The organism is Enterococcus sp. AZ063, from assembly GCF_051715045.1.
In the GTDB taxonomy this organism is placed as follows: Bacteria; Bacillota; Bacilli; order Lactobacillales; family Enterococcaceae; genus Enterococcus_D; species Enterococcus_D casseliflavus.
Window position 1 is genome coordinate 1,365,027 of the sequence record NZ_JBIOTA010000001.1, and the last position, 26,181, is coordinate 1,391,207.

Below are 26,181 nucleotides of genomic sequence, written 5' to 3' on the forward strand. Positions count from 1 at the left end.
AAAGGGGTGCCTAGATGAAATCATTTACTGTTCTAGCGACTGTCTCGAAAATCAAACTGGCTGCCGCTGCATTAGGGATTTTTATCGTTATTTCTGTCTTGTATGCGGTCTTTGCAATCCATGGTGGCAATTCTTATGAAGTGTCCGGTCACTTTGACCCAGAAACAGGACAATATGTATTGACGATCGAATCGGAACAAGCCGCGGGCGAGACGCTTTTCTTGATGGCGAATCATGAAGCGCTGGTGTCATTAGAAATGTTTGAAATGCTTGAGCTTGAGGAAGCGACCTTGCATCCAGCAGAACAAGAGGGTGTTTATGGTGTGGCGATCGAAGTGGCGCCTACGGAAGAAACGTTGTCCTTGGCATTACCAGTCTCTTTAGGAGAAGAAGACGCCATCGAATTTATTCTAAAGCGGGGAAACCGGACGCTGCAAAAAATCGCTCCGCCTTCTCTCGAAGAACGACAAACTTTGCAATTGGAAGCCGACAAGGCTGTAGAAGAAGCAGCCTTGCTTGACGTTCAGCAGCAGGAAACCAATGAGTCAGCGGCAGTCGAACTACTTTCAGAACGGGCGACGCAAGGAGAGCGTGCCGAAGTTTCGAACTATCAAGAGCTGCGGGTTGCTTTTAGTAATTCATCGATCTCTGAAATCGTGTTTCTCGCTGACATTACCGCTGATTATACGAATGAGGCCAACAATCGTTTAACGGCGTTGAATCGGTCAGTGTCCATCGATGGGAATGGTTTTACCTTAACCACACCGAAGCGTTTCAACACGAACGGGACACCAAACTATAGCACGAATCCTACTGGACGTTTCTTTGAACTGACGACTACCCATGATCGTCAGCCAGCGGTCTTTGAATTAAAAAACATGACGATCGATTTTCAGGGGAACAATCTAGGATCAAACGCGTTGATCTATAAACAATCGTTGGCAGCTTCAGCTTTTTGGACGGTCAAAATAGAAAATATCGAGGCAAAAAGTGGTGTGCTAGAGGGAAGTACGGGCAATAATTTCCTTTATTTACAGCAAGGAAATCTCGAGATTCGCGGAACGTTCCATTGGGTGGCTCACAGGAATTCAGCCGCGGGCAACAGTTCAGATACTGGCAGCTTTAATGTCAAAAGTGTCTTGATCACGGATGAGGCGGATGTCAAGATCTCAAATACTCGGCCGATTTTTCGACTTCATCCAAATAACAACAACATTTCAACCTCGTTTCGAGTCAATAAGGGTTCCAAAGTAGACCTCTACAGCGTCCAGCGACAAGTAATTTGGGCGAATCTTGAAGGACGTACCAACGAGGTTATTTTTGAAGTCGAAGGTGAAGGCACCGTCTTAAATGCCTCGTCACAAATGGACTTAGCAGGAGCTGACGGTGCAATCATTTCCTTGATTGGACGGCGGGATGAGACGCAAAATAAGTTTTCTCGTACCATTATTTCTGGTGGGGCGGTCGTAAACTCGTATTCTAGAGCCCCCAGTCCCACGAATGGTGTACCGCAAGGAACCCCTTCTTTTGTCAATCAAATTTCAAAAGCGGGAGCGACCACCAAACTCGGTGGCAATGTGACGGTGACGGGAGAAGGGTCGCAGTTCAATCTGTTTGGCGATGGGCAAAATCATGACTATGCTTCTGTCATGCGGTTTCGCTTAGTAGGGGAACAGACCTTTGTGCTTGCCGACCAAGGGAGAATGAATATCGTCAAATACCATGGCAATGCGGCTGCAGTGCGGATGTATGGTCGAGATAACGAGTTCTATGTGGAGTCAGCCGGCCAATTGAACATCTTTAACCATGCAGGCACCAGGACTGCGGCAGATGACGGCATCTATATTGATGAAACAGGCTTTGCCGTATTCGATCAGTACAATGATGAAGAACGAGAATTTGATCCGTCAGCCGCTTCCACCATTACTGCCAGTAATGGTGCAGATAGAGCAGGTCGACAAGGGATTCAGTTTCCCCTTGATGGCAGTGGAACCTCGGTCTTTAATGCAAAAGACGAAAACAGTCGAATTCATATTTATGCTCACAGGGGACCAGCAGTTTGGGGACAAAGTGGTGGGTTCGAATTTCTAGCTGGCAAAGATGCTACCTTTCGAATGGAGGGGCATACAAGTGGAGCCAACAATGGTATTATCAGTTCCACCAATGTAAGTAATTTCACTATCGACGAACCACTGTTTTATGACTTCCGAAATAACCGTCCGAATGGCGGACAAGCATTCTCAAACACAAATCGCAACAGTACCTTTACGTCTAATCGTGTTGGACTAGCGGTTTGGGAAAAACGCAACGGAGTGAATCTAGATGGTGATCCGGACAATTTCTGGAATCCATTGAGCTATCAACTAGGCAATGTCAATTTTGCACAAATCGTTAGTCCGCAGCCGGGAGAGCCTTTTTCAAATGAATTCAACAGTACGACTTTTAGGGGCGGGAATGCCTACACGCGATTTTCTGCCAATAATTATCCGCCAATGATCCAGCACTTAGTGACCCCGACCAATGCCGACAAAACCTTTTATGCCAAAGCGGTCGTTCCGTATGAATATACGGGGGCGATTCGTGATGCCTGGGAAGATGAAGTCTGGGTGGAAGTTGCTTTGAAGGACGAAGCAGGCAACCAGCTTGAAACGCAATGGCTTTCCTCCAAATCAACTGTCGATGTTTTTGGTGAGGTGCATAATGGTGTGATCGCATGGACGCGGGACGACTTTTTCAAGACAGGTCAACGTTTTGAAGTGCTGCGTGCCCATCGGGGATTAGACCCCACGATGGAGGGTGTTGACGATTCGATTTTTATTCATGCAACAGAAGAGAGTATTGCCGCTTTGCCTGATGCGGTCGTCGTGGATGTACGACCACCGACTGGTCTGCAAGTGGCAGAGGATCAGGTCTTTAATGAACGGACGACAACAGTTTCGGGGATCATGGATTTTCATTCTCCGCAAGACGATCAGCCAAAAGAGCGGGTCGCCATTTATGCGAGTACCGCGCAAGGATTGATCCGTGATGCTTCAGGTGACCCATATGTCATTACGCTTGATGCCGAACAAGGCAATTCCGTACCATGGCAGTATCAATTACCTCGTCGCCTTGTTCCTGAAGAGGATGTGTATATCGAATTTTACGCAAAAGATTTCGCAAAGGATCGCTACGACGATTTCGTAGGAACCTTACCAGATACGACCACGACGGAACCCAATGGTCAGTTGGGGAGCACGAATCCGTCCGCCAGCGATTACGAGGACTATTTAGGGTATCGTGATGCCATTGGCGATGATCGTTTCCCACCAGCACTATCCTTTGAAGTCACCAGTATTCGACCTTCTGACCCATCGATTACGTTGCGAGTACCGCAAAGCTTTGATCGTGATGAAGAAGGCAATCCGATTATCACCGTCGGCAATCAATTGATCTTGCGGACGATCGTAGAAAGCAACGATGCGCGAAATTCTGGGAAAGACGATATTGAGAATGCTGTCGTGACGTTAGATATCTCGCCGAATTTATTGACGTTCTTAAATGTCGATGCGCTCGTGTACCAAGACAATATAGCCTCGGCTAGTCTTTCTGGCGATCGTATCACGATCCACTTAGAACGACCAATCGCACCGGGGGATCGCATGGAATGGAACTTGACTGCTCGAGTGGATGAACAGGCAGCTGCTGGTAATGTTCTGACCTCGGTAACGATCAACGGAAGAGTTTCGGGGAATCAACCAGAGACGGAAAACATCCTGATAGGGGAAGACAGTCTCACGCTTCAGACCGGTACACGCGCTGTCACTGGTGAGTTGATCAACCTTGCTGTTCATAACAATCAGCTGCAGATTTTTTATTCCAATCTTAGTACCTTTGACGTCTATATGGATGGAACATTTTATCGAACATACAACGTGCAGCAAAGACCCGTCACGGATTCTGTCACCCTTGATATTCCTGTCCATGACATCCGTAATCTGATCTCTGTGCGCTACAAAGATGAAAATGGCGCAGACCGTGTTTCTTATTGGAACAATATCTGGGACTTTATCGATTAAACGTGAATAACCTGTTTTAAAAGCTAGAAAAACAGTCTTTCACTGCTGGATCCACTTGTTGCTGACCGAATTGCCTTGGTCAACAACGTGGGGATCTATGTAGGAACGGCTGTTTTTTAGTGGGAAAATGACTGGAGGAAAAGGAGAAAGCAGGGTTTTTGTTCCGCAGGTTTTTTCGTGCTAGACTAAAAAGCAGAAGCACGTGAAGCAACAGCAAAACGAAGGGAACAAAGAAAGGACGTGCCGCAATGGCGACAACAGCCAAAGAAACCAAAGTACATGATGTATTTGAATCGATCGCTTCCCGTTATGATCGAATGAACGGTATTATCTCCTTTCAGCTGCACAAACGGTGGCGCAAGGACACCATGAAACGGATGGCAGTACCAATGGGTGCTGAGATATTGGATTTATGCTGCGGCACCGGGGATTGGGCGTTTGCTTTAAATGAAGCGGTCGGTCCGACAGGACAAGTGACCGGCGTTGATTTTAGCGAAGAAATGTTAACGGTTGCCAAAGAAAAGGCACAGAAAAAGCAACAAACGCAGATCCAGTGGCAGACGGGCAATGCGATGGCATTAAGATTTCCAAACGAGCACTTTGATTATGTGACGATCGGGTTCGGGTTGAGAAATGTCGCAGATCGCCAACAAGTCTTGGCGGAGATCCATCGGGTGTTGCGCCCAGGCGGAAAACTCGTTTGTCTCGAAACATCACAGCCCACACTGATCGGCTGGCGGCAGCTGTTTACTTTTTATTTTCACCATGTCATGCCGTTATTTGGCAAACTGTTCGCCAAAAGCTATCAAGAATATTCCTGGCTGCAGGAGTCTGCACGGGATTTTCCTGACAGGGAGGCATTGAAACGAGAATTTCAGGCAGCTGGCTTTGATGTGCTGCAAGTCAAAAGCTATGCAGGAGGTGCGGCGGCGATGCATCTAGGGGCCAAACCCTAAGCTTGCTTTCCCTTTGTCCGAGAAAAACGAAAAAATGAAAGAGACCATCATGCCCTTTATGGCTTGATGGTCTCTTTGCGTTGAGCAATTCAGAGAGTGATTGTTATTTTTTCTTTGGATTTAAAACAATGTTGGTGTATAACCCAATGGTCACCACGTAATAAATGGCGTAGAGGGCGATAAAGATACCAAAAGGTAGCCATAGGTCATGGTACGGATCGATCATCAAGGTGGTGAACATTTTTAGACCGAACAAGACATGGATCATTCCTAAGATACCAGGAACTAGAAAGAGCACGCCGATCTCTTTGCGGATCGAGCTTTTCAGTAAACGCGTGCGGGTACCGATTTTTTTCAACATCGTGTAACGTTGAATATCGCTGTTTGCCCCCGAGAGGATTTTGAACATCAGGCAGCTAGCTAACATCGTCAAGAAGGCGATGCCTAGGAAGAAGCCCATAAATTCAAAACCAGAGAAAATCCCGTTATAGCTGTCGTAGGCGAAGACCCGTTGTGAGAAATTCATATCGGCGGTTTCTGAAGAATTTGCGTCTTGATTTGCTTGCGCCAAATCACGCAGCCCATCGTAGCTTGCTTGGAAGTCTTTGACTTGTACCATTCGCAAGCTGGTTTCCGGTGCATTGACCGCACCAAAAGCGGTTTGATCGACGACTTTGATCTCCTTACCTCGTTGTTCTGGTAAGAGGTAGCTACGCAATTGGTCTTGGGCGGTCACATCAGAAGCTAATTGATCGCCGGTCAGCTTGTTGTAAGTGACATCGACACTCAACTGATCCATACTGGAGACGAGCAAGTTGTTTTCGTTGAATTGTTCCTTCACGTAATAAATGGTGTCATCCGTTTCTTTCATGCTGTAGGTCACATCAAGGGTCGGATTTAACGCATTGACTTTTTCGTCAGAGGCGTTTTGGGCATTGTTCAAATACAAGTCATAAGGGGCAACAGTTTTTGCCAAGATAGGGATCTCGTTTTTAAAGCCAAGACCAACCGTCAAGGCACCTAACGCTAGAGCAAAAAGCATCGCCACCATCGAAAGCATCTGGGTATACTCACGAATCCGAAAGCTTAATTGAGACAAGGTGAAATTGTTTAACTTTTTCAACGCGATCGTATCGTTCTTCTTTAATAGGGATAAAAGAGCGATGATCACCGAACGAAAGACTAGGTATGTGCCAAGAACAATCGTGACAAGGGCGATGCCGATCCCGATCAATTGGAAGGTCATCAAATCGCTCATCATATAATAGCCGATGGCTAAGGAACAAAGTCCTAAAATGGTTTGCAAGAAGAGCAAGAATGGCCGTTGTTTGACTTGTGCCGGCGTGCTTGTTTCTCGTAATAATGCTAAAATCGATTTTTTGGCAATTGCCCGTGCATTGAAGATGGCAGCAATCAAAAAGAGAACCGAGAAGAAGACGACGGTTACGATCAATGCCTCTGGACTAAATGCTGCATAATGGGTGATCTGCAAGTTTAATTGATTGACTAGCAAAGTATTGACACCACTTGCTAAGCCGATCCCTAAGATAGAGCCGACGGCGGTGGCAACGATACCTACCATAAAGGTTTCGATAAAAATCATTTGGGCGATCTTTCGTCCTTTGGCTCCTAACATCATAAACATGGCATAATCCTTTTGGCGCATCGCCATCAAGAAAGAATTGGCATATAAGATGTAGGCAAAGGTAATGATCCCTAAGAGGACCGAGCCAAAACGAAAGACGAAGACCACCATACTGATGATCGAGTTGCTTTTTAAAAAGGCTTCATTGCTCGCCATTGATTCGAACATATAAAAGATGGCTGAAGCCATGACTAAACCAGAAAAGAGGACGATATAATCCTTCAACCGAGCTTTGATCCCGGTAAGTGATAATTTCCAAAGCATGTGTTCTTCCTCCTTATTGTTCCAAGTTTCCTAGAATGACAAGGATCTGGCGGTAAAATGCTTCGCGGCTTTGATCCTCACGTTTGACTTCTTGATGGATCTTTCCGTCCTTGATAAATAAAATACGTTGGCAATAGCTGGCAGAAAGGGGATCATGAGTGACCAATAAAATCGACACTTGGTCATTGGTATTCAAGTCGTCCATCATATTCAATAAATCTTTCGCACTTTTTGAATCCAAGGCACCTGTCGGTTCATCCGCAAAAAGGATCGTTGGTTCTGTGATCAATGCTCGAGCGGCTGCCACCCGTTGCTTTTGTCCACCAGAGATCGCTGCTGGATATTTGTCGAGAATATGTGTGATGGACAAGCGTTCTGCGACTCGTTTGATCCGTTGTTGGATGATCTTTGGTTTGACTCCTTGTAAAGACAATGGGACAGCGATGTTTTCTGAAGCCGTTAAGTTTTCTAATAGATTGAAGTCTTGGAAAATAAAGCCGATTTCACGGCTGCGGAAATCTGCCAAGGCATCGCCTTTTAGTTTGGTGATATCGCTATTGTTGATGCGAATGGTACCTTTTGTCGGATGATCCAAAGTTGAAAGAATGTTTAGTAGGGTGGATTTCCCTGAACCAGAAGCCCCCATGATCCCAATGAATTCGCCTTTTTCAATATCAAAGCTGATGCCTTTTAAGGCTTCGGTTTGTTTTTCGTTGGCTTTTCCGTATACTTTGGTCAGTTCATTTGCTTGAATAATTTTTTCCATCGTTGCGTTACGCTCCTTTTAATTGGGTTAATGCTTTGGCTGGGATGTCTTTTTCTTTGACCTCTTCATAGCCAGTTACCCCTTTTTTTTCATTCCAAGTAAGCTTCAAATAGGCTTCTTTGCGCAATGGTCGTTCTTGGAAACCGTTGAAATCAAGGGTTTTGTTTTTGCCGTTCTCATCATACCCTGGCAATTCGTAATGGTATTGCGTATAGACATTCCCATTGTCATCCTTAGAAGTCGTCTTTTCACCATCTGTGGTGATTTGGACATAGTAGCTGTCGCCGCCCATGATGACGGTTTGTGCGACTTGCAATGCGCCGAACCCTATGAGGAGGAGCGCTGCAAGTCCAATCAGAAGTTTTTTCATCTATCGGTCACCTCGTTTTTTATTATGATGAAAGTATAACGCTGGTTTTCTGAAAAGTAGTGTGAAAAATCTATCAATAAACTTTCATTTTTGTCACGACAAACGAACAAAAAACGTTTCTGAAGGGTGAAGGTCACCGCTTAGAAACGTTTTTTGCGTAGGGCTTTTCAATTGTATTTTTTGCGAAATAGTTCAACGATTAGTTGGCCCTCGTCATACATAATGGCGGCTTCGTCGATCATTAATCCTAATAGATAGTAATCTTTTTCTTCATGGATCGTTTGATGACCGCCTAACAGCTCCACATAATAATTTTCTAACGTGCTATCTCTTGGTGTGTTGAGCATGTCGATAAAATGTTCTAAATCAGAGGGCTGCTCTGGAAATTGACCTTGCACAACTGCTTTAAACCCCTCTGCTTCAAAGGCCATCTCACTTATTATCTTTTGACAGTCATGGGACAAAAAGTAGGTGACCACTTCATCGACGATTCGCCGTGCCCGTTCTTTTTCAATCATTTTCTTCTCCGCCTTCTGATTTGCTGGTATTCATCTAACAATGGTACCATTGCTGCCGCGACAAATCCACTGGAAAAGCCATTATTGTATAAGTTCAATCCTCCATGTAAATAGGTGATATTTGTGACCAAGGCTGCATGGACCACCCCAGCGATTACGCCAGCAACTGGACCATAATACCCACTGATGGGGGCTAGACTGGTGCCGAAGATCGCTGTCAGCAATAAACTGAAGGTCGATACATCAGAGGTCAAACCGACCTTGGTTGCTAAAACCACCCCAATCATGACAGGCAAACTATTTCTCCAGTGATTCCCGAATGCACTGAAGCCAATCACGGTCAGTATTGCGCCTAAAAGGGGACCAGATAGTTCGCCTTGTAAGAAGAAGACAAAGAACAGCATCATCATCCCCATCATCGCCATGTTCATCATCGTGACCCCAAGGGAAAAAATCGTGACATAGTCCGTCATTAATTTCCCTGACGTTTGAAAAAGCTCAGGCAAGCCTTTGAGGGATCGCTGATTTAGAAGATACCCGATAAGAAACATAGCAAGACAAAGAATGAGCAAGAACCCAGTCAGATAATAGTGATACTCCGTTGTCAACTGTTTGTTTGAATAGACTTCTAAGTCGAACAGGCGTAAAAAACTCGTGAAAAACATAGTGATGATGCCAGCAGCAAACCCGATATTATACAAAGAAAAACCTTGGTGGAATTGTAAAAATTGTGCTGCTAGAGGAGGGAGCGCCAAACCAATCAATAGACCGATCCCATAACCGAAAGCGATCCCGACGGGTAAAGGCAACCCTAAACCGAATGCTAAGTAACTAATGACCGGCGAGGCGGCACTGCCAAATAAGGCAACCAGTGAATATTGTGTAGAGGGGCGTTGCTGTATGTAAGAATATAAATAGACACCAAGTGGAATGGGAATCGAGTTAAAGATGTTTTTTCCAAAAAAAGAAAAGCCAGATATGGTAAAAAAAGCAGCGATCATTGGTCCACTAATAATCGTTCCTTGCTTTTTCGCAAGGAGGATACTGATCAATGTCAATAAGCCACTGTTTAAAAAGGCGCTTCCAAGATTGCCGATCGCAAAATAATCAGAAATCAAATTGCTGGGGGCATTTAAGATTGCCAGCGAGCCTTGCCACAAAGCTTGAGGAGGGGAAGCAACCAAGCCAATGAGGATCAAGACGATGCTATACGCTAAAAGCAAGCGCTGGGTTAAGAGCTGTGAGATAGGTGCAAAGGGTTTCGATTTTGTTTGTAAGAAAACTCGTTTATCTGCCATAGTTTCATTGAACGCTCCTTTTTTTCATAGTATCACACCTTTTAGCGACAAAAAAGTATTTTTTGACAGTTTTAAGTAGCGGGAGAACATGAGAAATGAGAACCAAAAAAGGGAGAAAAAGAAAAATTTAAGAAAATGCGAATAAAAATAACGGCGATGTATCAAGGAGAATCGCCCTTTTGTCAATAATTTCATCAATCGGTGAAATTATTGACAGAAAGAATTTTACGAAAATTGTTATAATTTAGTTAATCTCGTTCAGATTTTCTAATAAAAAAGCCATTTTAAGATAAAAAAAACTGTTTGCTTGGTTTTTTATTCGAAGATCGAGTGATCACTGAATCACGAGGAAGGGATTTAAATAAGGAGGAAGAGTATGAAGAAAACGAAGTTTGGCATGATTACTTTATTGGCAGCGCTTGTTTTAGGGGCTTGCGGACAAAGTAACGAAGGTGGAACAGGTTCGACAGATACACAAGAATCATCAACTGAGGCAGCTGGATTTGATATCAATGATTTGCAGCTTGCAGTTGAAAATAACGATGAAGTGATCGATGGGGGCGTCTTAGATGTTGCGGTAGTAACAGATACGCAATTCCAAGGGTTGTTTCAATGGGAGTTTTATCAAGATGCTTATGACCGTGACTTCATGTTACCAAGCCATGAATATTTGTTCCTACAAGACGAAGATTTCCGAATTGTGAATGGTGGACCAGCTGATTTAGAATTAGATGTCGATAACAACAAAGCAACGATCACTTTGCGTGAGGACTTGAAGTGGTCTGATGGGGTCGATGTAACGGCTGAAGACGTGATCTTCTCTTATGAAGTCATCGGACATCAAGACTATGATGGCGTTCGTTACAACAATGATTTTACAAATATCGTTGGTATGGAAGAATACCACAGCGGCGAAGCTGATACGATCTCGGGGATCACAGCAGTCAGTGACAAAGTCGTTGAAATCGAGTTTAAAGAAATGCATCCAGGTATGCAGCAATCCGGTGGAGCGATCTGGAACTCTGCACTAGCGAAACATGCCTTTGAAGGCATTGAAGTGGCAGATATGCCTTCAAGTGATCCCGTTCGAACCAATCCAATCGGTTTTGGTCCATACAAAATGAGTAATATCGTACCAGGTGAAACGGTGGAATACGTACCGAATGAACATTACTATGGCGATACACCAAACTTAGAAAAAATCGTGATGCGTAACGTCCCTTCGGCTTCAATCAATGAAGCGTTAAACGCGAAGCAATACGATTTAGTTTTGAAAATGCCAACAGATACCTTTGATACGTATCAAAACATGGATGGCTACCAAATGTTAGGTCGTCCAGAACAGTCTTACACGTATCTTGGCTTTAATTTAGGTTCATGGAACGATGAAACAAACAGTGTTGATTTTGATCCAAATGCAAAAATGGCGAACAAAGCATTGCGTCAAGCAATGGGCTATGCCATTGACAATGATGCGATCGGTGAGCGTTTCTACCACGGCTTGCGTTCAAATGCTTCAACATTGATCCCACCTGTTTATGGTACGTTGCACAATAGCGATGCCGAAGGATACCATTTAGATATGGAGAAAGCAAACCAACTTCTAGATGACGCTGGCTTTATCGACGTGGATGGCGATGGCTTCCGGGAAGATCCAGATGGCAACAAATTGACCATCAACTTTGCGTCAATGTCTGGTGGGGAAGTTGCCCAACCATTGGCGGATTACTATGTTCAACAATGGCAAGAAATCGGTTTAGATGTTCAATATTCAACAGGTCGTTTGATCGATTTCCAAGCCTTCTACGACAAGTTGAAAAACGATGATCCAGATATCGATGTCTTCCAAGCTGCTTGGTCTACTGGTTCAGATCCATCACCAACCAGCTTATGGGGACCAAATTCAGCATTTAACTACACTCGTTTTGAGTCAGATGAAAATACTGAATTGTTAGCTGCGATCGATTCAATCGATTCCTTTGATGAAGCAACACGGAAGGCTGCTTTTGATGCATGGCAAGAATATGCGATTGAAGAAGCTTTTGCGATCCCAACGTTGTATCGGAATCAAATCTTACCGATCTCTGATCGTGTCGCAAACTTTACCTGGGCATTTGACGCCGATCATAACCCATGGGCAACCATCGGTGTGACTTCAGAATCTCGTTAATCGGTTAGTAAATTACACAAATGAATCGGCAGCAGCATGCTCGTTGCTTTTGCCAAACAAAGGGGGCGTGACATAAGTTAACTAGTTACGCTCTCCAAAATATAAGGAGTACTCGAAAATCATGTGATTTTTCGAGTGCTCCTTGTTTTTTTTATTCATTTTGGGTAGTTCAAGTACCTATTTTTGTCAATTTCATCATATTGATTGCCGTAATGAGTAAACCCGTCTGTTTTCTGACTTTTTCTAAGCCCCGAACCGTGTATCGAGTGAAACCCAAACAAGCCTTCATAAATCCGAAGACTGTTTCCACGTCGATCTTTCTCCGACCATATATTTTTTGAATTTCAGGCGTTGATAAGCGCTCTTTTTGTTTTTCTTTATGGTATTCCCAAGACGGATTTACAGTGATCTTTCTGCGATTCCCCTTTGGGGTTAAGGCTTCAGGAATGAGCGCTTGGTTCGCATCCGTTTTTTCTGCTTGGTATTCTTTAAAATCTCGGACAAAGCCATCCGCATCTGTTCGTTGACGGTAAGCATGAAAATTGAATCGTACCCCTTTGGGGTCGATGTAAAAGTCCTCCTTAGGCTCATAATCCCAATTCATTACTTTCCGATCATCTGTCTGCCATTTCTTGCTTTGTTCTTTAAACATCGTTCCATAAGGAATCAGTGCAGTATGCTGGGGAAGTTCGTCTTCTATATAGCGGTAATTGCTTTCTGAACCATAGCCTGCATCGGCGACCAAATAATGAGGGGACTTTTGTGCGATCTTCATCTTTTCCAGTAATGGTTTCAGCGTCTTAGTGTCTGTTGGGTTTTGAAAGACATCGTAGCCGAGTACAAATTGATTACAAGTAGCGATCTGCAGGTTATACGCAGGCTTAAGTTGGCCATTTTTCATAGGGTCTTCTTTTACGCGCATGAATGTCGCATCATGATCAGTTTTTGAATAACTGTTTCTTGTCCCATAAGTAGAAAACTGCGTTTGATGTTCCAGAAGTTTTTCTCGTTTTGTATTTAATTTGCGTACTTGGCTTTTCAACGTTCGCCGTTGTTGTTTCGCTGGATTTGGCGAAAGACGTTTCGTTGCCTCAACTTCTTTTTCTAGTTCTTCCAGACGTAGTTCCATCCGTGTTAACAGTTCATCTATCATGTCTACTGTCAAGGTCGTCCCTTCGGGAATCTGTTTCAGGGCATACGCTTCTCTTAGTTCCGTCATCATAGTAAGCAGTTTTTCGCGATTCATTTGATCGAATCGGATCGTGTTTTTCTTCCAGACAAAGCTGTACTTATTCGCATCTGCCAAAATTTTTGTACCGTCAATAAACAACGCATCATCAATCAGATTCCGTGCACGCAGATACTCTGTCAACTGATCTAAGCCTTTATTGGTCAACTCCTGCACATCGTTAGATACACAAAAACGGGCGATCGTTCGATAAGTCGGAACCCGTTCTTGCGTCAACCAGCGAGCATATAGGTTTTCTTCAGCTAAGCGTTCAATCTTGCGACTTGTAAAGGTTTCTCGCGTATACGCAAAAAGAACCAACTTCAACATGGCACCTAAATCATATTCTCTTGGTCGACCAAAAAGATAGGGGTCATTAATCTGAAGCGCTTCGACCAGTTCATGGATAAAAACGGCGACATGATTTTCTTTTGGAGAAAATGAAGTAGATAGATCCAAAGTGAGTTGATTCATGTTATAATTAGTATACATTTTGTTTAGTCCTTTCAGGATTAAATGATGGGGCATTGGCGGCAACCGGTGCTCCTTTTTATTTTACCCAAAAAACCGCAAGAAATGAACGATTTCTCGTCATTTCTTGCGGTTTTCTTCTATGGACTTATGTCACAGTCCCTTTTTTCTTGGTCCATGCAGACGGAAGAAGCAAGTCGAATGTTAAACCCTTCATTTCGAGCGGCTGTTTCGTGGGCGGGTTGGAGTGACATTGACGAAAAAGCTGAGCTCCGTTGGAAGATCAGCTTTTTTTGTTAGATAACATTACATAAATGCCCATTTAATAAGCGGCTAAATCGCACGATTGGTAACAGCAGCAAGCAACTGTTGGAGATCGTCTTTATGGTTCTGGTAACCCGCTTGTTCAATAACGATTAAGGTGTTTTTTAGAATCTCTTTGTTCAACTGAGCGGATTGCAAATACGAGTAAATTTCCTGATACAGCACTTGGTGAATTTTCAAATAAAAATAGAGGGGTGTATTGGGGAGCGGTTCAGACAAGAGCAGAAACTTATTAAGTAGATAGGCATCTTTATTTTCGCTGGCAAAGGCACAGCCGTTTAAGATCACGACACTTAACAGATTTGCATAAAATGGATCATTGGCGTAGTGAAGGATTTTTTTGATCCCATGATCTAAGTAATAACTGATCGTTTCTTGGTCAAAAATAAATAACAAATTTGAGAATAAATTTAACTCAAAGCGCCCCCAAGTTTCGATATCAAACAAGTATTGCTTTACCAGTTCGACTTCTTGGGTGTAAGCTCCTTGATTCATCAGAAATGATTCACGGTTGAGCAGCAGCAATCCTTGGACATACAAAGAATAATAGAAAAAATTTTGTGTCTCAAAGTAGCGTTTTTCCAGGCTAGTCAAGTAGTCGAGAGTCAGTGTTCGCTCATAGTAACGGGTATAGAAATCTTGCACCAGCTGACGTTTCTGATCCGTGGCTTCGCTGTCGATCAACAGACTGAACTCATGAACCGTAATATTCATTTTGTCTAAGTAGTCAAACAGGGTTTGTGAAGAGAGGTTTGTTTTACGATTTTCGAATGAAGAAAGGGTGGTACGTGAGGAAATACCTTCGGCAAGCTTGGCTTGCGAGATTTTGCGATCTGTGCGCAGTTTTTTGATTAAAGAGCCTTGCTGTTTCATGGGGGACCTCCTTAATTGTGACGCATTTCTGAACAATGTGATTTTAATAACATGTTATCAAATATAATAAGGTATAGCAAATAATAAAGGAGGTAGTTTTTCATGGAATTTGAACCATTCGGCCCTTGGGAAATCAACCCATTTAAAAACTAGTACTGCCTTTTCTGCGAAACCTTATCGTTGACCTTTCAATGATAAGTCTTGTGACTGTTTCCTTTATGATAGGAACAGCATTTTCCTCGCTCTCTGCGGTTTTTATCGCAGGATCGAGCAACATCTTGAAGAATCGAAAGGTTATTTGATTGCTTCCCCCTCTCAAAGACACCTTTTCGTTTGTGGAAGTCATGAAGCGCATGAATCGCTAAAAGCGGTCAGTCACATTGAATGTCTGTCATGCACCAGACCTTCCCCAATTCTTTGATTCTTTGTGATTGATCGTTTTTTGTAAAGCATCATCCTTCTAGCTATGACCGTAATGTACGAAGATTACGGTTTTTTTGTTGTGTGCTGTTGGATAAAATCTGCAAGAGTTGTCACAGAGGGTTTATACAGAAAAACCCCTCACTATCAGTAAAAAATCCACTTCAAATAAGAGTGAAACAAAGCCGAAAAGGAAAAAAGAAAAACGTTTGCAAAAAAAGTGTTGACATTTTTTCTCAGAATGAGTACTATTATCTCAACGGAACATGAGAGTGTTCTCATTACTGGATTCGTTACTGTTCGGCAGGCAAGACCAGAGGAAAAAAGTGCGTTGATTACCCAAAGTTTCTTGGGTTGTACACTTTTTTGCTTTGGTCTTCTTTTTTTGCTCCATTATTTCTAATAGCTAAAAAAAGAACCGGTTCCAAGGTAAGGTCCAGTCATTGATCAGCAAAGGAGGGGAGAAGTAAAACGCAAGGAACTGCCAGCTAGGTTTGACGATAGCCTGCAACACTTTCTAGAGCAGTCAATCACCTTGTCACTTAACGGCACGTCAGAGAAAGAAAAAAATACAAGACCTTCTGCATAGACGTCAAAGGATGCAACGTTTTTTACGGGCTATGCTGATCAAGGAGGATCGTTCGTGAAGATTATCAAGAGGATCAACAACAATGTTGTACTTTCAAAAGAAGATGAAGTTGAAGTGATCCTAATGGGAAAAGGGATCGGCTTTCAAACGAAACCGGGTGACCCGATTCCAGCTGAGCGAATCGAAAAAAAATACTATCCAGAAGATGATTTGACAGTGGAACATATGTCGAAAGTCATGACAAAGGCTGACGAAAAACAAATGGCCGTCATTTATGAAATCGTGCGTCTTTTTCGGGATAGTGTTGGAACCGATTTCAATCCAAATGTTTATTTCACACTGATGGATCATATCTTGTTTGCCATCAGTCGTCAAAAGCAAGAAATTGTTTTGACCAATCCCATGCATTGGGAAATCAAGAAAATTTATGCCAAGGAATATGCGGTCAGTGTCCAAGCGGTCGAGTTGATCCGCAAAGAGCTGTATCCCGATTTTTCACAAGAAGAAGCTGCGTTTATCACTTTGCATTTCGTCAATGCGCAAATTGAAAAAAGCGCCAATCAAAGTGCTTATGAGCACACCGAGTTGACGAACAATATTTTACGGATCGTTAAGTACAGCATGAACATCGAGTTTGATGAGAATTCTTCCTACTTCCAACGGTTCGTGACCCACATTCGCTATTATTTAATTCGACAAAGTCAAGAAAAAGAAGAGCCAGTATTGGCAAATCCAATGATTGCCTTGGCCTTCAGCAGCTATCCAAAAGAAAAAGAAACCGCAGATTCGATCAAAGAATACTTATTTGAACAAAAGGGCTGGCATGTCAACGATATGGAATTGATGTATTTGATTCTGCATATCGGTAACTTAGCCGCTCACTCAAAATTAACCTAAGAATGGAAATGGATTCGTTACAGTTCGGCTGGCAAGACCTGCACTTTCTTACAATACTCGATGAGGAAACCCGTCGCTCTTTTTTTAGGGGGTCTCTCATGCTTGTTTATTGTAGAAATGGCTGGTCTTTTTATTTTTATTAAATGACCAATAAAAAAGGAGCAATCAAAATGGCAAAATATACTGAATTAGCGCAAGACATTTTGGCCCACGTTGGTGGCAAAGAAAATGTCTCATCTGTAAAACACTGTGTGACTCGCTTACGATTCCACTTAAAAGACGAAAGCAAAGCGGACACTGATTATTTGCAAAAACGTGACGGTGTCGTGACCGTCGTCAAAGCAGGCGGACAATACCAAGTCGTTATCGGCAATCATGTGCCAGATGTTTATGATGAAGTGTTGAAAGTCGGCGGATTAGCCGATGGTGGCAGTCTTGATATCGATGAAGGCGACGGGCAAAAAGGCAGCTTGTTTGACCGCTTTATCGATGTTATCTCAAGCCTGTTCCAACCGTTCTTAGGTCCATTAGCGGCAGCCGGTATCTTAAAAGGGATCACGGCGTTGCTGGCAGCAACTGGGATGGAAGCGACCAATGGTATCTATGTAGTAATGAATACTCTAGGCGATGGTTTGTTCCAATACTTACCAATGATCTTAGCCGTCACTGCAGCGAAGAAATTCAAGATGAACACCTATACAGCATTAGCGATCGCAGGGGCGATGGTCTATCCTGGCTTAGCAGAAAGTGTGGCTGAAGCGAGCAAAGTCTTCGGTCTAACCTTGACCTTACCAGCAGGTGGCTACTTTAACAGCGTACTGCCAATCATTTTAGCGATTTTTGTCGCTTCGAAAATTGAACAGTTTATGCGCAAAGTCACACCTGACGTAGTCAAAATGTTTGTGGTTCCGTTTGTAACGATTTTGATCACTGTGCCGTTGACCTTCTTTGTGGTAGGTCCAGTCGCAAATACAGCATCTAGCTGGATCGGTGTTGCTTTCCAAGCGGTGTACGATTTCAGCCCAATCATTTACGGCTTTGCTTTAGGGGCATTATGGCAAGTATTAGTTATGTTTGGTCTTCACTGGGGTCTTGTACCATTGGCGATCATGGATATGGCACAAAACGGCTCTTCGATTATTTTGACCGCAGCAGTGCTACCATGTTTCACGCAAACGGGTGTGTTAGCAGCGATTTGGTTGAAAACGAAAGAACCAAAAGTCAAACAAGGCGCAATGCCAGCATTGATCTCATCGATCTTCGGTGTGACTGAACCTGCGATCTACGGGTACACGTTGCCAATGAAAACACCATTTATCGTTTCTTGTTTAGTTTCAGGTTTCGTCGGTATCTACTTGTCAATCTTTAACGTCACTGGTTATGCAATGGGTGGTATGGGGATCTTCTTGTATCCTGCATATATTGATCCAGCAACAGGCAGCTTCCATAGTGTGATCCACTTGGCGATCGGTACAGTGATTGCGATCGTAGCGTCATTTATCATCATGATGTTGTTGAAAGTACCAACATTGTATACAACTGTTGATTCACCAGTCGACGGTCAAGCAACACCAGCAGCGCCAGCGCCAAAAGCAAAAACCGTTTCTGCCAGCGTCAAAGACGAAACAGTCAAAAGCCCAGTAACCGGTCAAGTGGTTGCTTTAGCAGATGTGGAAGACAAAGTCTTTTCTTCAGGTGCTATGGGAAAAGGGATCGCAGTTGAACCAGCGATCGGTGAAATCACTGCGCCAGCAGATGCAGAAGTCAAAATCTTGTTTCCAACAAAACATGCCATCGGTTTAGTGACAGAAGATGGAACAGAACTATTGATCCACATCGGCATGAATACGGTAGAACTTGAAGGCAATCACTTTACTGCCTACATCAACCAAGGAGACAAAGTCAAAGCTGGTCAAAAATTGATTTCTTTTGATACAGAGGCGATTCGTGCGGAAGGCTATTCCTTACTGACACCAGTCATCGTCACGAACTCTAACGACTACAGTGACATCCAAACCACACAGTCAAAAGAAGTAACAGCGCAGGACGATTTGATCGAAGTCGTAAAATAAATGCGTTTAACGGCACGTCGCAGGATCAGTAAGAATGCTTTCTTACTGATCTGCTGTGTCGATTATTAAAGAAAAAGAAAGTAGGCTAATCATGACAGAAAAACAATTTCCAAAAGGCTTTTTATGGGGCGGCGCCACTGCAGCCAACCAATTTGAAGGAGCATGGAACGAAGGCGGACGTGGTCCAGCGACATCCGATACAGCGATCGCTGTCAAACCAGAAGACCGCAAAAACATGGCAGAATTTGCTGCACCAATGACACGGGAAAAAGTTTTGTTTGCCTTAAATGACAAAGAAGGCTTGTATCCAAAACGTTGGGGGTCAGACTTCTACCATCGCTACAAAGAAGATATCGCCTTGTATGCAGAGATGGGCTTCAAAACCTTCCGTCTGTCCATCGCTTGGTCAAGAATTTTTCCAAATGGTGACGATGCTCAGCCAAATGAAGAGGGCTTGCAATTTTATGACAATGTGTTTGATGAGTGTGCGAAATACGGGATCGAACCCTTAGTGACCCTCTCTCACTACGAAACACCTATCGGGATCGCGTTGAACTATGGCGGCTGGAAAAATCGCCAAGTGATCGATTTGTTCGTCAAATACGCAGAAACCGTGTTGACCCGCTACAAAGACAAAGTCAAATATTGGTTGACCTTCAATGAAATCAATATCATGGGGATCTCTGGCTATGTTGGTGGTGCCTTGTTATCCGAAGACGGCACACAAAACCTTTCTGACATGTATCAAGCCGTGCATCATCAATTTGTGGCTTCTAGTTTAGCAACAAAATTTGCCCACGAAATCAATCCTGACATCAAAGTAGGGATGATGTTGGCACGGATGCAAGCTTACCCAGCTACACCAAATCCAGCAGATGTGATGGAAGAAATCAAGCGTGACCACGAGAATCTCTTCTTCTCTGATGTCCAAGTTCGTGGGAAGTATCCCGCATATACGAAGCGCTTCTTTAAAGAAAACGGCATCAAAGTGACCTTCGAAGACGGCGATTTAGACATTCTTGCGCAATACCCTGTCGACTTCATGTCCTTTTCTTACTACATGAGTTCTATTGCTCGCCACAATCCTGAAGAAGGCGGCGAAGCAACTGCTGGCAATTTTTCTTTAGGCGAATCAAACCCTTACTTGGAAGCCTCTGACTGGGGGTGGCAAATCGATCCAATCGGCTTGCGTGTGACTTTGAATAACTTGTACGACCGCTACCAAGTACCGTTGTTTATCGTTGAAAACGGCTTAGGTGCCTTGGACACGGTGGAAGAAGATGGTTCAATCCATGACAGCTATCGCATCGATTATTTGAAGGCGCATATCGAGCAAATGTATGAAGCGATCGAAGATGGTGTGGAATTGATGGGCTATACGCCTTGGGGTTGTACCGACTTAGTTTCGGCTTCCACGTCAGAAATGTCGAAACGCTACGGCTTTGTCTATGTAGACGCGGATGATGAAGGAAACGGCAGCTTTGACCGTTCCCGCAAAGATAGTTTCTACTGGTACAAAGAAGTCATTGCCACCAATGGCGGTAGTTTGTTACAGAATTAAAAACTACACCAAAGCGGATCTCTTTTGTGAGAGCCGCTTTTTTTGCTGTGTTTAGAGAACAAAGAAGAAAAAGGGAATCAGCAGCTGCCATGCTAGATAGATCAAAGAGACAGTCAGCGCCCACTTCTTCATTTTTGGCTTAGGCACAACGGATTCAGGCATCAAATACACAAGGGAAAAAACCGTGAGAAAAAATAGCAGGGTCAGTGGTTGGACGACAAAGGTCAGCCAGCTCATAGGAAACGCTCCTTTCAAGAGGTTTGATGATTCTTTGTTATGATGTGGTAATTTACAATTTTATTATATATTTAATTATTTAGGAAGGCAATGTGTTCTTAGGGATCGCAAGTGTCGCAACGAAAGGAATCAGAGAGAAAGGCTTGGCATGCCGTGATCGGCGAAAAGTGATTTTTTCATCAAAGCAGACTGAATAATAATGAGTGAGGATGAAGAATAAAAAATCCCCTCGAAAGGGGATGAAAGGAGCTACTTCATAGGTATAGCTCGTCTTTGTTGTAGTCAAAAGGCATTAAGAGGGTGTTTTGGCGCGAGTCAGGCGCAGCTGTAGTCAACGTTTTCTACTACGCAAATAAAAAATATACCCAAGCAGACTAGCAGAAATCAAGAAACCCATAAAATAAACGGTTAGTTTCATATCTGGCATGACATAGGAGTATTCTAAGATTTTACAAACAAAGATGATCAAAGAAACAGTGATCGTTAGAGAAACCCATGTGAAACGCGGCAGTCGTTTCGTTAGGAAGACCAAACCTAACGAAAAAAAGATGACTGGTACCCAAAAGATCAAGCGAGCAAGTTGGATCATTTTATCTCTCCTCATTCTTTCTTATTTGAGTAAAAGGATAACGTAAATATTCATTTTTTTTAAATAATATCCATTGGTTGTGAAAAAAATAGTTAATAATCAGAAGGGTATGTGAAGACCCGCTAATGTTTTTAGTGCCGCGAATAAACAGCATTTTTTTTAGAAAACGAGCATGCTTTTTATTACTTTAGAAAGTTTCAGCACATATTACAGACACCAAACACTGGATGATCGACAGCCACCACAGTCATCCCGATGTTTTTCTACAGACCGCAAAGGAGATGGAGGCCTTTCGTCGGGCACTCCTCGAACTGCTAGAAAAGTAGCAAAATCAACCACTGCACACAAAAATTTCATTACGATTTCCCAGCAGAATGATGAGATACCTGGGGGCGTTTTCACTACTGAGTCATGCAGCATTTTCGTTTTACTAAGCATCTGTTTTCTTACAGATGCTTTTTTTCTGGTGAGCGTTTCGTTTCTCATTCGCTCCATCTTCCTTTACACTTTTAAGTAAGGTCATAACAAACGATGACAAATAAGAAGTAGAAATAATCAAGGAGGAAACGAGCATGTCAGAAAAAATCAACAATCCGTTAACGAAGTATTATGATGGCAAATTTGAAAAACAGGTGCAAGAAGCACCGGCGATTCAAGGAAAGATGCAGCCAGTACCTGATTGCGGGGAAGAAAGCTACGCAGGTTCAGGCAAATTAGCTGGACGCAAAGCATTAGTGACCGGTGGTGATTCTGGTATTGGTCGAGCAGCAGCGATTGCTTTTGCCAAAGAAGGCGCCGATGTTGCAATCAACTATCTTCCTTTTGAAGAAGAAGACGCGCAAGAAGTCAAGGCAGTCATTGAAAAAGCCGGACGCAAAGCAGTTTTGATCCCAGGAGACTTGAAAGATGAAACTTTCGCTCGTCAATTGGTTCATGAAGCAGCCAAAGAATTAGGCGGGTTAGATACGTTGGTTCTAAATGCTGGGATGCAACAAGCGGTGAAGGACATCAAAGAGTTGACTACGCAACAAATTCAAGACACCTTTACAACGAATATCATCTCGATGTATTGGACAGTCCAAGAAGCATTGGATTACTTACCAGCTGGTGGAAGCATCATCACGACCACTTCGATCCAAAGTGCGGAACCAAGCGCCCATCTTTTAGACTATGCAGCCACGAAAGGTGCCATTACTTCCTTTAGTAAAGGGCTAGCTGCGCAATTAAGTGAAAAAGGCATTCGGGTCAATACCGTTGCGCCTGGTCCAATCTGGACGCCACTTCAAATTTCTGGTGGACAACCACAATCTGCGATCCCAGAATTTGGTCAAAAAGAATTGATGAAACGTGCTGGACAACCAGTCGAATTAGCACCAGTCTACGTTTTCCTAGCCTCTGATGAAGCAAGCTATGTAACTGGTCAAGTGTACAGTGTAACGGGTGGTAGCTTCTTCGCTTAACAATCCCTGGATAAACTTGTAGGAAAAAAGCTCGAGCAAAGATGCTCGGGCTTTTTTTGCGGATGAAAAGGGAATCGGCAGCTTACTTTCCTTGTTTGGCAAACATCTTGGTCATCATCAGTTGATTGATCTTTGCAAAAACGGCTGCCCACTCTTGTTCGGCTTGTAGGTTAGACAGTAAGACTAATTTTTCGGAAAACATCACTTCTTCATAGCTATCGGTGATTAAAAGATCGGCTGCTTCCATCTGGTTAACAAAAGTCACTGATGCTTTGGAATAAATCGAACGGATCCTTGTCTCGATCATTTGCTTTGTGCGGTATTGGATCGTCGTTTGAATATAGATCGACACGGTCGGGGGCGTATTCATCTGTGTTTCCAAATACAAGAGATGCGCGAGATAAGGCAACTGTGTCTGTTCAAAATACTCTTTGTCCAAGTCAGCAAATGGATACCTTTCAACATGGGTCAGTAAAAGTGTGCAGATTGCTTCATAGGTTTTGTCTTTCGAAGGAGTGTTTTCGGTCAACAGTTGGTGTTCGAGCTGCCACACTTCCAGAAGATCGATGCCGATAATGATCGATAGATTGAAGACCAGCAGACAGCTGCTTAATAGTTTTTCAAATTCGGCGACTTCTTGACTTGGAGCAAAGGTATCGTGCCAATCTTTGATCATTGCAGTGAAAAAGCGCACAAGATCGGTATCAGAATGTTTGATCTCTTGGATGATCGCTTGATTCTTCGCTTGGGGAATCACCCCTGGCAAAAACACATGCAAAAAGAAATTTAAGTAAAGATATTCTGACTGAAGCGTCTTTTCTGAGGCATAATCGGCACTCAAAAAAAGCGATTCGAGGATTTCCTCTGGTAAAAAACAATAAAAATTCATCAATCCCATGTATTTTTCAGGGATCGCTGGCAAATATTTTTTCTGGATCGTTCGGCTGACCACTGCTTGCCAAAATGCAGCGAGTTTATTTTTCGTCAACGGATCAAAGTGAGAAACAGCAAAGAACGCTGTAAACTCTTCGACATTCTTATGGGAAACGCTCGGCAATAGCCACAAATCAGCAGGCGCACTTTGGGTCAAGAAACTGTAGGTGAAAATACGGATATCAAGCTCTTTTCCAGCAAGAACGATGCGATTATTCAGGTCTGTTCGAATTTGGATTTGAAACTTTTCCAATAGTTGATTGATTTTCTTGATCAACCGATACATATGCGATTGGCTGACATGCAAATCCAAACATAATTGCGTCAAGGTCATTTGCGGGCGCCCAATCAAGTAATGAATCAAGGTATATTGTGTGGAGTTGAGCAAATAATGATACATCAATTTTGCATAGAAAGGTTCATCGTCATCTGCTCGATCAACAAAATACTGATTGTAATGATTTTTTGATAGAAGCAGGTGAGGGGAGAGCAGCTGCAAATCTTCATTTAAAAAATAAATATATTTTTGCAGACTTTTTTGTGGGATGTTCAAAACTTCTGACAGTTGGACCAATGTCACACCATTGGAATTACAGACAACTTTGAAAATCTCTAATTTCTTTTCTTCTGCGGGAGAAATGAATTCTCGATACATAAGGGATTCTCCTTTTTGGCGTTTTTTTTACGCTAAATCTGTGAACCGTATGATAACCATGATGGATTATACTTATGATAGATGAGAATAGAATGAAAAAACACCAATTAAATTATTATTTTTTAAGGCTGTTTTTTCGATTAACCTCGGTTTCTCATTAAAAAAAGTGAAGGAAGAGATGAAAATGAACAAAAAGGCAGTAATGTTAGGTTTGGTCGGAATGGGTTTAGGAATGGCGCCGACTGCGGCAGCTGCAGCAGAAGCGAATCCAACGGCTTCAATGACGAGTCAAGCAACGCTAACGATCGAACAAGGAATCTTGTCACTGGATCAGGTGACTAATTTTAACTTCGGTACAAGCAGTATCCAAGAGATCGCTACCGATGAACAAGTGATTCAAACAACGTCGAATGAAGTGACATCGATCACGGATTACCGTGGGCCGAATCAAGCTGGCTGGCAGTTGACGGCGCAATTATCGAAAATGACGAATGCGAGCGATAACGAGCTGGCAAATGCCAAAGTCACTTTAAATGGTACAACGGCTTCTGGCGATGCAGCGCTAGTCTCGGGCACCGAATTGATGGTAGGGGCAACAGATCCAACGCTGATTGCTTCTGCTAATGGCACAACTGGCTTAGCAACCAATGACTTTAACTTTTCCAATGCTTCATTAACCGTACCGAAGCAAAATGTGAACAGCGGCACTTATAGCGGCACGATCACTTGGACATTAGCGAACACGTATCAAGCAGAGTAGGAAAGAAAGGGCGACAATGAAAAAACAAATCAAGTGTTTCATACTCATTAGTTTTTTTATCAGTTTGTGTTGCGTTACGAAAGTCACCGGTCATGCACAGACCACACGGTTCACTGTAACCCCTGAACTTCCCCAAAATCAAGTCAGTGACGTCACTTATTTCGACTTACTGGTAAATCATGAGACCGAACAGAACTTGACCGTTGCCCTTCATAATACAAGTCCAGACCCGTTGACCATTAAAGCATCCGCACTAAATAGTTATACGGCCTCTACTGGGATTATTGCGTACCAAGCAGAACAGACCGCCGAAGAGAATCAAGGAATCTCTTTTAGTGAATTGATTGAAAATCCAAGGCAGACGATCCAACTTGCCCCTGGAGAAAGCTATCAGGTTCATTTTACCCTTTCAATGAAAGGAAAAGAATTTGCAGGAGAAATACTTGGTGTGTTTGCCTTTGAAGAAGAACCGTCAGAGACAACTGAAAGCCAGCAAACAAATCTGCAAGCCAACTATAAAATTCAGCAAGGGGTCCGCTTGCGTCAGAATGTGGCAACCATGCCTGATCCCCAATTGTCTTTGATTAATTCTGAGGCGGCGGAAAGAAATGGTTCTGCTGCTCTCAAAAGCAGTATCCGCAATAGTCAGCCCACAGCATTTGGCAAAATATCTGTGAAAACGATCATACGTGAGCAAGACAGCGGCAACAAAGTTGGTGGTTTTTCTGCAGAGAATTTTCAAATAGCTCCAAATTCGGTTTTGGAGCTATTTAGTGCCTTTGATCAGAACATTCTCGAACCGGGGACCTATCTGTTACGGATCGAGTTGAATGCGCCTAAAGGAACGTGGGTGTTTGAGGATTCGGTGGTGGTTGATCGCAAGCAAGCCAACCTTATCAACCGTCAGACAACATTAGGTGCAGCGTATCTTCAAAAACAGTACTGGTTCTATGCTTTAGGGATACTACTCTTCCTGCTTGTCTTGCTTCTTTTGTTCTTTTTGTACAAGCGACGCAAAAAAGCAGAAGCAGATGATGCACCGGCAATGCAAGAAGAATCAGAATGAA

Annotated in this window: 19 protein-coding genes; 9 read left to right on the forward strand and 10 right to left on the reverse strand. The window is 43.2% G+C overall.

What is annotated here, in order from left to right; translation table 11 throughout:
* Positions 1-14: 14 nt before the first annotated feature.
* Positions 15-4,058 (forward strand): pectate lyase-like adhesive domain-containing protein, encoded by a 4,044-nt coding sequence (locus IGK61_RS06235; protein WP_074536886.1) that lies wholly within the window; start codon positions 15-17, stop codon positions 4,056-4,058.
* 248 nt (positions 4,059-4,306) lie between these two features.
* The gene (locus tag IGK61_RS06240) at positions 4,307-5,014 is read left to right on the forward strand and encodes a demethylmenaquinone methyltransferase (RefSeq protein WP_074536885.1); all 708 of its coding nucleotides are present in this window, start codon (positions 4,307-4,309) and stop codon (positions 5,012-5,014) included.
* Between the two features lie 103 nt (positions 5,015-5,117).
* Here IGK61_RS06240 and IGK61_RS06245 read toward each other — a convergent pair whose 3' ends face one another.
* From IGK61_RS06245 to IGK61_RS06265, 5 genes are all read right to left on the reverse strand, one after another.
* The gene (locus tag IGK61_RS06245) at positions 5,118-6,923 is read right to left on the reverse strand and encodes an ABC transporter permease (RefSeq protein WP_074536884.1); all 1,806 of its coding nucleotides are present in this window, start codon (positions 6,921-6,923) and stop codon (positions 5,118-5,120) included.
* Positions 6,924-6,936: 13 nt separating this feature from the next.
* Positions 6,937-7,689, reverse strand: coding sequence for an ABC transporter ATP-binding protein (locus IGK61_RS06250; RefSeq protein WP_074536883.1), 753 nt, complete (start codon positions 7,687-7,689; stop codon positions 6,937-6,939).
* 7 nt (positions 7,690-7,696) lie between these two features.
* The gene (locus tag IGK61_RS06255) at positions 7,697-8,059 is read right to left on the reverse strand and encodes a YxeA family protein (protein ID WP_074536882.1); all 363 of its coding nucleotides are present in this window, start codon (positions 8,057-8,059) and stop codon (positions 7,697-7,699) included.
* 167 nt (positions 8,060-8,226) lie between these two features.
* Entirely contained in the window at positions 8,227-8,577 is a 351-nt protein-coding gene (locus IGK61_RS06260) for a hypothetical protein (RefSeq protein ID WP_005225673.1), read from the reverse strand.
* A complete protein-coding gene (locus IGK61_RS06265; RefSeq protein ID WP_074536881.1) occupies positions 8,574-9,875 on the reverse strand; it encodes a DUF1576 domain-containing protein in 1,302 nt (433 codons plus the stop codon). The genes IGK61_RS06260 and IGK61_RS06265 overlap by 4 nt, the downstream gene beginning before the upstream one ends.
* 376 nt (positions 9,876-10,251) lie before the next feature.
* Here IGK61_RS06265 and IGK61_RS06270 point away from each other — a divergent pair, with 376 nt between their 5' ends.
* Complete coding sequence (locus IGK61_RS06270; RefSeq protein WP_194194713.1) at positions 10,252-12,045, forward strand: oligopeptide ABC transporter substrate-binding protein; 1,794 nt, start codon at positions 10,252-10,254, stop codon at positions 12,043-12,045.
* A 169-nt stretch (positions 12,046-12,214) separates the two neighbouring features.
* Here the strand turns inward: IGK61_RS06270 and IGK61_RS06275 are convergent, their stop codons facing one another.
* Both IGK61_RS06275 and IGK61_RS06280 read right to left on the reverse strand, forming a co-directional pair.
* Entirely contained in the window at positions 12,215-13,765 is a 1,551-nt protein-coding gene (locus IGK61_RS06275) for an IS1182 family transposase (RefSeq protein WP_074536951.1), read from the reverse strand.
* A gap of 312 nt (positions 13,766-14,077) precedes the next feature.
* Positions 14,078-14,941: a helix-turn-helix domain-containing protein gene (locus IGK61_RS06280; RefSeq protein WP_074535630.1), complete on the reverse strand. Its 864-nt coding sequence runs from the start codon at positions 14,939-14,941 to the stop codon at positions 14,078-14,080.
* A gap of 1,063 nt (positions 14,942-16,004) precedes the next feature.
* On the opposite strand from IGK61_RS06280, the gene IGK61_RS06285 reads away from it, so the two are divergent.
* The 3 genes from IGK61_RS06285 (at position 16,005) to IGK61_RS06295 (ending at position 20,480) form a co-directional block, all read left to right on the forward strand.
* Positions 16,005-16,847, forward strand: a complete 843-nt coding sequence (locus tag IGK61_RS06285) for a PRD domain-containing protein (protein WP_005225677.1) — start codon at positions 16,005-16,007, stop codon at positions 16,845-16,847.
* Between the two features lie 170 nt (positions 16,848-17,017).
* The gene (locus IGK61_RS06290) at positions 17,018-18,919 is read left to right on the forward strand and encodes a beta-glucoside-specific PTS transporter subunit IIABC (protein WP_074535631.1); all 1,902 of its coding nucleotides are present in this window, start codon (positions 17,018-17,020) and stop codon (positions 18,917-18,919) included.
* A gap of 91 nt (positions 18,920-19,010) precedes the next feature.
* Positions 19,011-20,480: a glycoside hydrolase family 1 protein gene (locus tag IGK61_RS06295; RefSeq protein WP_438844768.1), complete on the forward strand. Its 1,470-nt coding sequence runs from the start codon at positions 19,011-19,013 to the stop codon at positions 20,478-20,480.
* A gap of 51 nt (positions 20,481-20,531) precedes the next feature.
* Here IGK61_RS06295 and IGK61_RS06300 read toward each other — a convergent pair whose 3' ends face one another.
* Together IGK61_RS06300 and IGK61_RS06305 are read right to left on the reverse strand one after the other, a co-directional pair.
* Positions 20,532-20,717 carry a hypothetical protein gene (locus IGK61_RS06300; protein ID WP_010747923.1) on the reverse strand — a complete coding sequence of 62 codons (186 nt, stop codon included), beginning with the start codon at positions 20,715-20,717 and terminating at the stop codon, positions 20,532-20,534.
* A gap of 331 nt (positions 20,718-21,048) precedes the next feature.
* Entirely contained in the window at positions 21,049-21,306 is a 258-nt protein-coding gene (locus IGK61_RS06305; protein WP_005225681.1) for a hypothetical protein, read from the reverse strand.
* A gap of 572 nt (positions 21,307-21,878) precedes the next feature.
* On the opposite strand from IGK61_RS06305, the gene IGK61_RS06310 reads away from it, so the two are divergent.
* Positions 21,879-22,766 (forward strand): SDR family oxidoreductase, encoded by an 888-nt coding sequence (locus IGK61_RS06310; RefSeq protein ID WP_005235175.1) that lies wholly within the window; start codon positions 21,879-21,881, stop codon positions 22,764-22,766.
* Positions 22,767-22,848: 82 nt separating this feature from the next.
* On the opposite strand, the gene IGK61_RS06315 is transcribed toward IGK61_RS06310, so the two are convergent.
* Complete coding sequence (locus tag IGK61_RS06315; RefSeq protein ID WP_074535633.1) at positions 22,849-24,354, reverse strand: helix-turn-helix domain-containing protein; 1,506 nt, start codon at positions 24,352-24,354, stop codon at positions 22,849-22,851.
* 184 nt (positions 24,355-24,538) lie between these two features.
* Here IGK61_RS06315 and IGK61_RS06320 point away from each other — a divergent pair, with 184 nt between their 5' ends.
* Positions 24,539-25,114 (forward strand): WxL domain-containing protein, encoded by a 576-nt coding sequence (locus tag IGK61_RS06320; RefSeq protein WP_205821223.1) that lies wholly within the window; start codon positions 24,539-24,541, stop codon positions 25,112-25,114.
* A gap of 16 nt (positions 25,115-25,130) precedes the next feature.
* Positions 25,131-26,180: a DUF916 and DUF3324 domain-containing protein gene (locus tag IGK61_RS06325; protein WP_074535635.1), complete on the forward strand. Its 1,050-nt coding sequence runs from the start codon at positions 25,131-25,133 to the stop codon at positions 26,178-26,180.
* Position 26,181: the final 1 nt, after the last annotated feature.